The 13,828-nt window shown below is 39.8% G+C and carries 8 protein-coding genes; 6 read left to right on the forward strand and 2 right to left on the reverse strand.

Going from position 1 to position 13,828, the window contains the following annotated elements; genetic code table 11:
• Positions 1-133: 133 nt before the first annotated feature.
• The 6 genes from JYB62_RS16340 to JYB62_RS16365 all read left to right on the forward strand — a co-directional run bounded on the left by JYB62_RS16340 (position 134) and on the right by JYB62_RS16365 (position 10,128).
• Positions 134-3,094: a glycoside hydrolase family 3 N-terminal domain-containing protein gene (locus JYB62_RS16340; RefSeq protein WP_205646463.1), complete on the forward strand. Its 2,961-nt coding sequence runs from the start codon at positions 134-136 to the stop codon at positions 3,092-3,094.
• 443 nt (positions 3,095-3,537) lie between these two features.
• A complete protein-coding gene (bshA, locus tag JYB62_RS16345) occupies positions 3,538-4,674 on the forward strand; it encodes an N-acetyl-alpha-D-glucosaminyl L-malate synthase BshA (RefSeq protein ID WP_205646464.1) in 1,137 nt (378 codons plus the stop codon).
• 115 nt (positions 4,675-4,789) lie between these two features.
• Entirely contained in the window at positions 4,790-5,413 is a 624-nt protein-coding gene (locus JYB62_RS16350; protein ID WP_205646465.1) for a sterol desaturase family protein, read from the forward strand.
• A 43-nt stretch (positions 5,414-5,456) separates the two neighbouring features.
• Positions 5,457-6,284 carry a Rossmann-fold NAD(P)-binding domain-containing protein gene (locus JYB62_RS16355; protein ID WP_205646466.1) on the forward strand — a complete coding sequence of 276 codons (828 nt, stop codon included), beginning with the start codon at positions 5,457-5,459 and terminating at the stop codon, positions 6,282-6,284.
• A 90-nt stretch (positions 6,285-6,374) separates the two neighbouring features.
• A complete protein-coding gene (locus JYB62_RS16360; protein WP_205646467.1) occupies positions 6,375-8,492 on the forward strand; it encodes an outer membrane protein assembly factor BamB family protein in 2,118 nt (705 codons plus the stop codon).
• A gap of 94 nt (positions 8,493-8,586) precedes the next feature.
• The gene (locus JYB62_RS16365; RefSeq protein ID WP_205646468.1) at positions 8,587-10,128 is read left to right on the forward strand and encodes a long-chain-fatty-acid--CoA ligase; all 1,542 of its coding nucleotides are present in this window, start codon (positions 8,587-8,589) and stop codon (positions 10,126-10,128) included.
• Positions 10,129-10,187: 59 nt separating this feature from the next.
• On the opposite strand, the gene JYB62_RS16370 is transcribed toward JYB62_RS16365, so the two are convergent.
• On the reverse strand, positions 10,188-12,536 hold the full coding sequence (locus JYB62_RS16370; RefSeq protein WP_205646469.1) for a TonB-dependent receptor: 2,349 nt from the start codon (positions 12,534-12,536) through the stop codon (positions 10,188-10,190).
• A 76-nt stretch (positions 12,537-12,612) separates the two neighbouring features.
• Positions 12,613-13,809, reverse strand: a complete 1,197-nt coding sequence (locus JYB62_RS16375; RefSeq protein ID WP_205646470.1) for a hypothetical protein — start codon at positions 13,807-13,809, stop codon at positions 12,613-12,615.
• Positions 13,810-13,828 lie beyond the last annotated feature (19 nt).

The following is a 13,828-nucleotide window of genomic DNA, read 5'->3' on the forward strand; positions in this document are numbered from 1 at the left end:
ATCCATAGTTCCTCTAATTTTAGACCAATGGCGGCTTTGGAACTAAGGGACGGAAATTTATGATACGATTTTTCCGGTGGGCCGTTTTCACAAATTTATTTTAAAAGTTAAGGATTAAAAATTTTACACGGGAATGAGCATGAAGCTTTGGAGGGTTTTGACTGTAGGATTTATTGCGATTTTATTCAGTTCAGGTAGAACAGATAATCTTGCTACTGTGGAAGATCCACTGGTTAGTAAAGACCCATTAAACCAAGTAAGTTGGGTGGATAGCGTTTTTAACTCCCTCAATTTTGAGGAGAGGTTGGGACAACTTTTTATGGTTGCTGCTTATTCAAATAAAGACCAAAGGCATGTGGATGAAATTGCCAATTTGGTAAAAAGTGAAAACCTTGGAGGCCTGATATTTTTTCAGGGAGGCCCTGTAAGGCAGGCTAATTTGACAAATTATTATCAAGAACAAGCTAAAACCCCCTTATTCATTGCAATGGATGCAGAATGGGGAATCAGTATGCGCTTAGATTCTATTCCGGATTTCCCCAAAGCCATGACCTTGGGTGCCGTTCAGGATTCCGAATTGATTTATGATATGGGAACTGAAATGGCCAGACAGTTCAAAGAGTTGGGCATGCATATCAATTTTGCCCCCGTAGTAGATGTTAATTCCAATCCTGATAATCCTGTCATTGGGTATCGAGCTTTTGGAGAAAATAAAAAATTAGTGGCCCAACGTGCTGTTTCCTATATGAAAGGGCTTCAAGATCACGGGGTGATTGCCAACGCAAAACATTTTCCGGGACACGGGGATACAGAAGTGGATAGCCATTATTCATTGCCGGTGATAAAGAATCCGGAACAACGAATCTGGGAGGTAGACCTTTATCCCTACCAGGAGCTTTTCAGGGAAAATTTAATGTCCGTGATGGTTGCCCACCTCAATATTCCCAGTTTAGACCCTGCTGCCAATATGGCAACCAGTTTGTCTAAAAAAGTGGTGACTGACCTCTTACAAAATCAAATGAACTTTCAAGGACTGATCTTTACAGATGCTTTGAATATGAAAGGGGTGGCAAAAACCAATTCCCCAGGAGAGGTGGATTTAAAAGCTCTGATGGCAGGAAATGATATTCTCTTGTATTCACAGGATGTGCCAAAGGCAAAAGCCATGATCAAAAGAGCAGTGGAAGATGGAGTGATTGAGGAAGCGGAAGTGAATCGAAGAGTAAAGAAAATATTAAAGGCAAAATATTGGGCTGGTCTCAATAATTACAAACCGATTGAAACAGCAGGTTTAGTGGATCGATTGACCACTCCTGAAACGAAAGTGATCACAGAAGAACTTTATGCGGATGCCATTACCATTGCTACCAATAAGGATAACTTGGTTCCTTTTAAGCAGTTGGATTTGAAAAGCTTTGCTTCTCTATCTATAGGAGATGAGGGAGAGGTATTTCAAAAATACTTGTCCAAGTATGCTCAATTCGAGCATTTTTCAATTCCGAAGGCAGCGGATCAAACTTCTCATTACAACACTATGAAAAAGCTGGAAGATTATGAGGTGGTAGTAGTTGGTCTAATGGGGATCACCAATAGTCCCAGAAGGAAGTTTGGTATTGCTCCGGCTGATGTTCAACTTTTAAAAGATTTAAGTAAACGGCAGAAAGTGGTGGTGGTATTGTTTGGAAATTCTTATGCTGCCCAATATTTGGAAGGATTGGAGAATGTCGTTTTTGCCTATGAGAATAATGACTTTACTCAAGAATTGGCTCCTCAAATATTATTTGGTGGTCGTCCTGCGCAAGGAATCCTACCTGTATCAGTCAGCGATCAATTTACCCAAGGAGTAGGGGGTTTTTTGCCAAGTAATCATCGATTGTCTTACGGTACTCCTGAAAGCGTAGGTCTGAATAGTGAGATTCTTAATAAAATTGATGAAGTTGCTGAAAGAGCTATCCGGATTCAAGCCACCCCTGGTGCTAATGTTTTGGTGGTCAAAAATGGAAAAGTGGTTTTTGAAAGATCGTATGGTCAATTGGAGTATAGGTCCAGCCCCAAAGTCACCCCTGAAACGGTATATGATTTGGCTTCGATTACTAAAGTCTTAGCCACTACTCAAGCAGTCATGTTTCTTCAAAGTAGGGGAGAGTTGGATATGAATAAGACCCTAGGAGATTATTTGCCGGAATTAAAGGGTACCAACAAGGAGTATTTGGTTATCAAGGATGTACTCATGCATGAATCTGGGTTAGTGCCTTATATACCTCATTATGTAAAAACCGTTGAAAGTGGAAATTGGAGAGGAGATTACTACAAACCCCATCTTGAAGATGGATTTAGTAGGCCTGTTTCCAATGATATGTATGGGCGAGATGATTTGAGAGACAGTATTTGGAATTGGACAGTAGAGTCAAAGCTTCTTCCAAAATCAGGAGGCAAGTATAAATACGTGTATTCTGACTTGACCATGTATTTTATGCAGGCAGTGGTAGAAAGAATCGTCAATCAACCATTGAATGATTTCATGGATCAGAATTTTTATGAGCCATTGGGCTTGTATACCATGACTTTTCTCCCTGCTGAAAAAATGCCACTTGATAACATCGCTCCCACAGAGGATGACGTCGCTTTCCGGAAAAGACAAGTCAGAGGCTACGTTCATGACCCAGGCGCAGCCATGTATGGAGGAGTTGCCGGGCATGCGGGTCTGTTTGGAAAAGCAAATGATTTGGCCGTCATGATGCAGATGATGTTAAACCGTGGATATTACGGGGATGTTTCGTTGATCAAACCTACGACTGTGGATATGTTTACGAGGTTACAGTCCAAACAAAGTCGAAGAGGCTGGGGGTGGGATAAGCCTGATCAAGAACCAGGGAAAGGTGGTTCTGCAGGGGAGCTAGCACCTAAAAGCACCTTTGGCCATACTGGATTCACAGGAACTTGTGTTTGGGCCGATCCTGAGAATCAATTGATTTATGTTTTTCTGTCCAATCGTGTATACCCAGATGCCAACAATACTAAATTACTCAAAGAAGGGATTCGGACAGAAATCCATGACTTAATTTATCAAGCCATGGGAAAAACCAGCGAGTAGCCTATTTTTTCCTTGAATGATAAGCTTCGGGGTTTTTGTAAAATACTCTAAAATAAATAGGTCGATATCAAATGAAATGGCCTCTAATAACTTGGTTTTAGAATTGTTTTAGTTTGAATTCTGGGCCATATTATAGTAAAATGAGTGGATGTTTATAAATAAAAGTAGAACTGAGAAAACTGAAATATCATGTCTTATGTACTAGCTGAAACTTCAAGATATAGTGGTTTATATGGCTTTTTTGATTCGATTTAAGAGTTTAGGTTGATTCTTTTAAATAAATATTCAAGAAATAAAATGCTGTAAAAATCTGTTTTTCAACGAATAAAGGCGGTTATTGCCTTGTGGGCTTAAATCATTTAATATTTATAATACTTAATTTGAACAAAAATAAACCCAAATCGTGTTTAAAATCAGGTTTAAACACCGATACGATCTGAAATATGAAAATAGGCATTGTTTGCTATCCTACATTTGGGGGTAGTGGAGTAGTAGCGACCGAACTTGGAAAAGGTTTGGCGAAAATTGGTCATGAAATACATTTCATTACCTACAGGCAACCAACGCGCTTAGATTTTTTTAGTGAGAACTTATTTTATCATGAAGTAGACATTAAGTCCTATCCATTATTTGAACATGCACCTTACGAATTGGCACTGGCCAGTAAAATGGTTTACGTGGTCAAATATGAAGAGCTCGATTTATTGCATGTTCATTATGCAATACCTCATGCTTCTGCGGCTTATATGGCAAAACAAATCCTGAAAGAGGAGGGAATCCATATTCCAGTAGTGACCACCTTGCATGGTACAGATATTACCTTGGTAGGGAAAGATCCTAGTTACGAACCTGTTGTGACCTTTAGTATTAATCAATCTGATGGGGTCACCGCTGTTTCAGAAGATCTGAAGAAAGAAACTCTGTCTCATTTTGAGATAAAAAGAGATATTCAAGTAATTCCGAACTTTATTGATTTAGATAGGTTCAAAAAGCAAAAGAAAGAACACTTCAAATTGGCAATTTGTCCGAATGGTGAAAAGCTTTTGGTTCATACATCCAATTTCAGAAAGGTTAAACGGGTAGAGGATGTCATTCGGGTGTTTTATGAAATCAGAAAAGAGATTCCAGCTAAACTTTTGTTGGTAGGTGATGGGCCTGAGCGTGATAAGATGGAGCGGCTTTGCAGAGAATTAGGTACCTGTGATGATACTCGTTTCTTAGGTAAATTGGATGCCGTGGAGGAAGTGTTGTCTGTTGCAGACTTGTTTGTCATGCCTTCTGAGAAAGAAAGTTTTGGGCTGGCAGCATTAGAAGCCATGGCCTGTGAAGTTCCGATTCTATCTTCTAATGCAGGCGGAATTCCTGAATTAAATTTGGATGGAGTTACAGGCTTTGTTTGTGAAGTTGGTGATGTGGATGATATGAAAGAAAAAGGCTTGTTTATATTAAAAGATGAAAACTTGCCTACATTCAAGAAGAATGCTTTGGCAAGGGCTTTAGAGTTTGATATTTCTGCGATTTTACCAATGTATGTAGATTATTATCAAAAGACGATAGAGTCTACTTTAGCACGCATTTAATATTTTCTTATATTATAGTAACTCAATTGCCCATTTAAATAACTCAAATAGATTAACTTTGTAATTCGAATCGAGGTTTTACCTCTTTGAACAAGTAAATTTGATTATAGCTCGTATGAAAAAGATTGGAAGACTGGATAAACCGGACAATTTTAATACTGCACGGATGTTTACCAACCCAATTTTGGAAAGGTTGACAAGAACAAATATCCTAGTACCGATTACAATGTTTATTGTTTTTGCAGGGATTTCATTTTACTATGCTTTTACCACTACTACAATTGGTTTGGCGATGGGGCTTGGAATTACTGTGGTGGGTTACATCGCTTTTACGTTTGTGGAGTATATGATGCATAAGCATTTCTTCCATATGGAGCCTAGCAATCCGATCAAAGATAAATTACAGTATACAGTTCACGGCGTTCACCATGACTATCCAAAAGATAAATACAGACTTGCAATGCCTCCATTCGTTTCTGCAGCATATGCAGCAATTTTCTATTTGGTATTTACCTTAATTATGGGGGATTATGCTTTGTATTTTCTTCCCGGCTTTTTATTCGGATACGCAAGTTATCTTGGCTTTCATTACTTGGTTCATGCGATTGCTCCACCAAAAAACTTCATGAAAGTACTTTGGGTAAACCATGCAATTCACCATTATAAAGATCCAGACGTGGCATTTGGGGTGAGTACTCCACTTTGGGATATTCTCTTAGGTACCATGCCGAAAAAATAAACAAACATCAACCTCCTTCTTGGAGGTTTTTTTATAAAAACACATGAAGACAGTAGGGATAATTGGCCTTGGATGGACTGGTTTGCCGTTAGCCCAATATTTAAAAAGTAAAAGTTGGGAGGTAATTGGCAGTACTACCACTGATCAAAAAAAACAAGAGCTTGAGCAAAAAGGGCTGAAGGTTGTAACCTTAAAAATGAATCCCCATCCTGAAGGAAAAGGGTTTCAGAAATTATTTCAAAGTGAATACCTCGTGATCAATATCCCTCCAAGGTCCAGGGTTCAAAGTTCGGATTTCTATTTAGAGCAGTTGAAATACTTGAAAAGTATGATCAATCAAGCTGGATCAAAAAAAGTTTTATTCGTTTCCAGCACAGGGATTTATCCTTCTGCTCCAAGAGCGAAAGCCTATGATGAATCTTTCCTACTTACCAGAGAAAATACAGGTAATCCGACCCTTTGGGATGCCGAACAAATGATTACTAATTCAGCAGATTTTGATCTGACCATTCTCCGTTTTGGCGGATTAATGGGAGAAGAAAGAGTACCAGGAAAATATTTTTCGGGCAAGGAGCAAGTAAAAGGGCATACACGGGTTAATTATATCCATCAAGATGATGCTGTAAGGATGATTGCCTGGATTTTGGAAAATGATTTATGGGACGAGATATATAATGGAGTAGCTCCTATTCATTCGGTTAAGAAAGAGATCTTTGAAAAAAATGCAAAAGACTTAAAAATGCCTCCCCCATTGAGTTATGAGCCTTCGCAGACTGGAGAGGATAGACTGATAGATTCAGAAAAAATTATCAAAACAGGTTTTGTGTTCAAATACCCTGATCCCTTAGATTTTCCATATTCCTTGACTTAAACCAAAGATTGATTTCATCAGCAATTAAATTGCTTTGCAGGTGATGAAAAAAAGGCGATATTTTATTCCTTTAACATTAAACCCGCACTGATGAAAATTTCTTACTTCTTGTTAGCCCTCTGTGTTTTTTCTTTGGTAGGATGTGAAGGAGCAAAAGAAGAAATTGATTATACCGATTGGTCTCATTATGGAGGTCCTGAAGATGGATCTCGCTATTCTTCTCTCCAACAAATCAATAAACAAAATGTAGCCAAGCTTTCAGTCGCCTGGACGTATCAGACAGGGGATGCCACCGAAAGATCCCAGATTCAATGTCAGCCCATTGTCGTTGACGGGCTGCTTTATGGCACTACACCGAAATTAAATGTTTTTGCCCTAGATGCTGAGACTGGGAAAGAAGTTTGGAGATTTGATCCCTTTCAAGTCCTAGGAGGAGAAAATTCCTGGGCTGGGACCAACCGTGGTGTCAGTTATTGGGAAGAAGGAGAGGATAAAAGAATTCTTTTTGGAGCAGGGAATTGGTTGATGGCTGTCAACGCGTTGACAGGACAGCCAATCCTTGAATTCGGAGATCAAGGAAAAGTGGATTTACGGAAAGGGTTGGATACAGAAAGGCAGGATTTTTTAATTGTTGCCAATGCCCCTGGAGTCATTTTTAAAGATAAAATTATTATAGGAATGAGGCTTTCCGAAGGCTTGGATGCGGCGCCAGGACATATCAGGGCCTATAATGTCAAAACAGGAGAACGGGAATGGATTTTCCATACCATTCCTCACGAAGGGGAAGAGGGCTACGAAACCTGGGATGCTGAACACATTCAAAAAATTGGTGGGGCGAACAATTGGGCGGGAATGGTTTTGGACCAGGAAAGGGAAATAGTTTTTGTGCCTACAGGTTCAGCTACCTATGATTTTTGGGGTGGATATAGGAAAGGAGATAATCTTTATGCCAATTCCTTGGTAGCCTTGAATGCTAATACTGGAGAACTGATCTGGCATTTTCAAGCTGTTCACCATGATGTTTGGGATCGCGACTTTCCTGCTAATCCAAATTTGATCCGAATTGAAAAAGATGGAAAATGGATTGATGCTGTCGCTCAAATTTCAAAACAAGGGATGACCTATGTTTTTGATCGGGAAACTGGTAAACCTATTTGGCCAATTGAAGAAATTCCCGTACCCCAATCTACTTTGCCTGGTGAAGAAACATCATCCACGCAGCCGATTCCTACTTTACCTGAACCATTTATGAAGATGAGCTTTGAGCAGGAAGACATCCTAAGTTTGAAACCCGAGTGGGAACAGGATATTAGAAATCAACTTGAAAATGTTGAATTTGGCGAAACATGGGCGCCTCCAAGTGCTGAACATGGAATTATACTTTTTCCTGGCATGGATGGGGGAGGAGAATGGGGAGGAGCATCATTTGATCCTAACACACAAACCTTATATATCAATGCCAATCAAATTCCTTGGCTTATAGAAATGACTCCAAATGCTGAATTTGAGAATGTGGGCCAATCCATTTATACCACTTATTGCGGGAATTGCCATGGACTGGAAAGAAGAGGGAATCCTCCATCAATTCCATCATTATTGGGTGTTGAAGAGAAGTATTCAGCAGATTCATTACACCAACTGCTACTAAAAGGTAGAGGTGCTATGCCAGCTTTCAATCATATTTCTGAGGAAAACAGAAAGGTCCTTGTCAACTACCTGCTCAACCAAAAACAAGAGGAAGGGGAAAAAAAAGAGATGGAATCTAAGGATGCACCCTTGGCTCCTAGGTATTATATGAATGGTTATAAAAGATTGCTAACCAAAGAAGGTTTGTACGGTTCCAATCCTCCTTGGGGATTGTTGACGGCCCTTGATATGAATACAGGTAAGAAAAAATGGCAGATCACCTTGGGAGAAATTGACTCTTTAAGCGCTCAAGGCTTTGCACCCACAGGAACCGAAAATTATGGAGGTCCAGTAGCTACAGCGGGAGGATTACTATTTATTGCAGCCACCAAAGACGAAAAAATCAGGGCTTTCGACAAAGATACTGGAAACCTACTTTGGGAGGCGAAATTACCTGCTTCTGGACATGCTACTCCGGCAGTTTACGAGCATGGAGGAAAGCAATTTTTAGTAATTGCATGCGGTGGAGGCAAGGGGACCAAAAGTGGCGATAGCTATGTGGCATTTTCCTTACCCGATTGATTTATTGAGACTTTCATTGGGGATAATGCGCTGAAAAATCCTTAGATTGAATAGGCTTTTTAATTTATTAAACCCATTCAAACCCAAAATAATCATGATGAATCTTGCAGTATTGCTAGAGGAAAGCGCAAGGAAGTATCCGAATAAAGACGCATTTATTTTTATGGATAAGCACCTCACTTTTGCGCAGATTGATGGTGCTGCAAATCAAATTGCCAATGGACTGAATACGCTTGGTATTCATAAAGGAGATCGAGTTGCTTTAAGTTGTCTCAATTTACCTTATTTTCCCATGATCTATTTTGGGATTTTGAAAGCCGGAGCCATTGTGGTCCCGTTATCGGTCCTATTGAAGCATGATGAAATAGAATACCATCTGCAAAATTCGGGAGCAAAGGCCTATTTCTGCTTTGAAGGGAAAAAGGAATTGCCGATGGCAAAGGAAGGTCTGGAAGGATTTAAAAATGTAAGTAACTGCGAACATTTTTTTGTAATCACACCCCAAATGACAGACCCCTCACCTTTTGAGGGAATTAAGACATTAGGAATGCTTATGTCTAATAGATCTTCGGTTTATTCTACCATGGTCACAGGAGCGGACGATACTGCCGTGATTATTTATACCTCTGGAACCACAGGTAAGCCCAAAGGGGCAGAGCTTTCACATTCTAATTTGGCTTTGAATGCCATGCTTTCGAAGGATATTCTTTCCTTGGAAAAAGGCGATCAGTTATTAATCGTATTGCCCCTATTTCACATTTTTGCCATGACGGTACTTATGAATGCGGGACTTTATGTAGGAGCAACCAGCGTTTTACTACCAAGGTTTGATGGGGTTCAGGTGCTGGGGCTAATGGAGAAACATAAGATTAGTATTTTCGCTGGAGTTCCTACCATGTATTGGGGATTGTTGAACAGCGACGAAACCCAGTTTGATATTGCCTCAATCGCCAAAAATTTAAAAACATGTATTTCTGGAGGGGCTGCATTACCTGTAAACGTGCTTGAAAATTTCGAGAAGAAATTTAACGTTCCTATTTACGAGGGGTATGGAATGTCCGAAGGATCTCCTGTTGTTACTTTCAATCAAAAAGAATTCGGAAAAAAACCGGGCTCTGTTGGCGTACCGATTTGGGGCGTTGAAGTCAAGGTGGTGGATGAAAAAGGAAAAGAGCTACCGGCAGGAGAAAAAGGTGAATTAATTTATAGAGGACACAATGTGATGAAGGGATATTATAACAACCCAAAAGCCACCGCAGAAACCTTAAAAGATGGCTGGCTTTATTCAGGAGATGTCGCCATAAAAGATGAGGATGGGTTCTTTTTCATCGTGGATAGAACCAAGGAGATGATTATCCGAAAAGGTCTGAATGTCTACCCGAGAGAGATTGAGGAAGTGATGATGAAGCATGATGCAGTGTCTATGGTGGCTGTGATTGGTGTTCCAAGTGAAGAATCCGGTGAAGAAATCAAGGCTTGTGTGGTTTTGAATCAGGGCTTTGAGCTGAATGAAGATGCTTTGATCGCCTGGACCAAGGATCATATAGCTTCTTATAAATACCCAAGGATTATCCAGTTTATGGAGGCGCTTCCAATGTCTGCCACCGGAAAGATCTTGAAGAAAGAACTCAGTTAAGAATCAATTTCTTGGCTTATAAAAGGGATGATAGTAATTTTCTAACATCCCTTTTTTGATTAAAACTCAACACGATAGCTCAGTATAGGGATTAATGGAGCTTGATAGGAGGTTTTAATCTCATTGTCCATAGGTTCGAAATAGCTTCCATAGATGTTTTTTCTATTGGTGGCATTTTGGATATCCAAGGCCCAAGTACGAGTAGATTTTGCCTTATTTCTTTTTAGGCTTATCCTAAAATCAGTCCTGAAGTAAGCGGGATTTTGAGTTTCAAATGCCTTTGCGTCATCCAAAACGGTTTCTCCTTTTTCGATGGAGTGATCTAGCAAAATAGGAGTGGTTCTTAACCCTCCTCCGTAAATACCTCTAATGTTCACCCCTAAGGTTCTGTTTTTTTGAAGAGGGAATTCTTTGCCTCCTGTAAAAGTGACATTGAGATTTCCATTATACCTCGTATTCCTCCACACATTTTCCTGAGTTTTATATTGTGAATTATACAAAGAAGTAGATAGCAGGAAATAAAGATTGTTGTTGGTAAACTGTTCCAAAGTCAATTCAACACCATAATTTTTTACTAGCCCTTCATTAATTAATGCGTCTGTTGCAAAAGACCATTGTTGATTGATGATTGAATAAGTTTCATTCTCCCCTTCTTTGATTGGAATTTGGAATAGATGCTGGTAGTAAGCTTCGATCTTCATTCTCAACAATGGGTTTAAGGATCGATCGTATCCGAATACAAAGTGATGGGATTTACTCAAATCCAAGTCCTTATTGGGTAGGATAATTTCTCCTTCCAACTCTTTTTCCGCGAAGTAAGTCCCAAGAGGTTGGACCTGACTATGCAGTCCATATCCAAAACTCAATCGTTGCTTTTCATCTAATTCATATGCGAGGCTAAATCGTGGCTCTAAAGAGTTTGAATTATTCAGGAGAAGTTGGAGGTAATGAAGCCCTAGGTTAAAAGTCACCCGCTCGCTGGCTTTATAATTCCATTGCGAAAATGCCTGGATACTTTGAGTATTCCCTTTTGAATTGGCATTAGTGATTATCTGATCCTGCTCCTCATCATAGCTGTTTAGGCGAATGTTATAAAACAGTTGATTTAAATACACCCCACTTCGTAGACTGGATCTTGCGGATAGCTTTGAATTTAAAACCGAACTTAACGTGATTTTGGAGCTATTGAAGTGATCATCATACCTATTTTCATCCACGTATTCATTATCAAGTCTTGAACCTTTGTCTCCCAAAGTATTTCCAGATACCAATAGGGTAGTTTGAAGAAAATTAGAAGGATTGAGAGTTTGAGAATGTTTGATTCCAGCTGCACCAGTATTGGAAAGGAATTTTGAACTATAGCGATCACCTTCACTTTCCCAGGTAAGAGAGTCTTGCTCCGCATTGCTTTTTTGATTGCTCAATCCTCCAAAACCAAATAAGGTGATACTGCTGTTTTTACTTGTTGGGAGAAATATGTTAAATGATAAATCTTGAAAATTGGTTACAAAATCTCCTAATGGAAGTCCTAGTTTGGAAAGTAAGGAAAGGGTGGAGTACCTATAGTTGATTAGGTAGGACCCTCGATACCCTGCTGCAATTGGACCTTCTGCAGCTAGATCCAAACCAAGGAATCCAGCTTGGATGGTAAATTCCTGATTTTCGTTATTCCCTTTTCTTAGGTTTAGATCAAATACACCGGAAAGTGCATTTCCGTATTCGGCAGTAAATGCCCCCGTTAGGAAATCGGAATTAGAAAGAAGCTGGCTACTTAAGATAGAAACTCCTCCTCCCGAAGTGCCGGGGTTTACAAAGTGGTTAGGGTTAGGAATTTCTATGCCCTCCATTCGCCACAATAATCCGTTTGGACTATTGCCACGAATAGAGATGTTGTTGTTTCCATCATCCGTGCTCACTACCCCAGAAAAAGAAGCTGCCATTCGTGCTGGATCATTGACTGCTGCAGCAAACTTTCTTGTCTCCTCTACAGAAAAAGTCCTACCGCTCACCACTATCATATCGTTGATTGTTCGATCCTTATCGCTGGCATTAACTACAAATTCCTGGATTTGTGTGATGTCTTCTTCCAGAGAAATTTGAAGTACCACTTCTTTGCCCGAATTCACTTGAATGTTTGGAAGGATCAGGTCTTTGTAGCCGACAAAACTTACTCTTAGTGTGTATTGGCCAATAGGAACGTTTTTCATTCTAAACTCTCCATACTCATCGGTAATTTCACCAACCAGTGGATCTGTATTTAGAATCATAATGGTAGCTCCAGGCATGGTCACCTGACTGATTTGATCGACCACTTTTCCTCTAATTGTCTGACTTAATTCCTGTGAAAATCCAGGAAAACTGAAAAATGCTAGAAGCAAGGTTAAATAGAATAGGAATAGATATTTCATGGGATTCGTATTTTTTGGCAAAGAAATTCCAGTCTGATCCTAAATCAGGGATGGATTTGTATGGTTTAAAAAGGGATTAGAAGAATCGGATTCCGGCTCTGAAGCCAAACCAGAATTGGCCACTTAGATCAGAGTTATATCGGTAGGTTTTTTCAGATATCAGCTTAAAATTGTTGTATAAAAACAGGTCTGGATGCTGATCGTAGGAGTTTTCATACAATCTGTAATTGATTGTAGGACCCACAAAAACCCCGAATTTATTTGCCGCTTGAAAGTCAAATCCAATATAGAATCGATTGATCAAATTTAAAGCTTCCACATTACCACGATTGAGTTGCTCGGAGGTAAGCTCAACGTTCAAAAAAGTTTTTCTACCAAGTCTGGGAGAAGATCCGATTCCATAACCAAAAGACCAAGTGGTGAATTCAGTGTTTTCTGGACGGATTCCGGCAAAAAGAATATTATAGAAACTTCTCATTCCTGTTCTGAAGGCCAGATTAAGAGGTAGGATCTCATTGGTGCTGATCTCAAAGGTATGATAACCGTTTTTGATGATGCTTAGCAAACCAATCGGCACGCCTGTAATGCTATCTGAATAATTGATCAATCCGATCTGCGTGCCTTCCACATTTTTTGCAAAGTTCAGGATACCTGCAATCTGGGCTCCTTGGATATCTTTAGAAGTAAAATTTATCAGGCCTGCTAGTTGCGTACCTTTAACCTCACCTCTTGCAAAGTTTACCAAACCGGCAGCTTGTACGCCCTCTAGACTATTTCCTGCATAATTCACGATCCCAGCCCCTTGGAATCCTCGGATACTTTGACCGGTGAAATTTATCAGACCTGCAAGTTGTGCCCCTTCCAAAGATGCAGCAGTAAAATTGACAAGACCTGCTCCCTGAACAGCTTTGACTGAGTCTAAAGCCGTGTTTACCAAGCCGGCAAATTGAACTCCGGTTACCTTTCCGCCAACCTGATTAAACAGCCCCGCCATTTGGACGGACTGCATATCAAATCGATTGATATTGAATAATCCTGCAAGTTCAAGTTTCGAAGTACCCGCGGAATATCCGCCGAGCAGGTTGAAAGAAAAACCATTGATATAATTTCCTGAATTAGTGCCATTGGTTCCAACATATGGTAAAATCGAAATTTGTAATTCCGTATGGCGAATTTCATTGGAAGATGAATTTTCCTCGGTTTGTGTGATTCCTGAAAGTGGGTTCAGGGCAAAGAAAATCAATGCCCCGAACAATTTGTTAAATGTTTTCATAGTGTTGGTTTAGATTTCG

The sequence above is a fragment of the Algoriphagus lutimaris genome, from assembly GCF_017051705.1.
Taxonomy (GTDB): Bacteria; Bacteroidota; Bacteroidia; order Cytophagales; family Cyclobacteriaceae; genus Algoriphagus; species Algoriphagus lutimaris.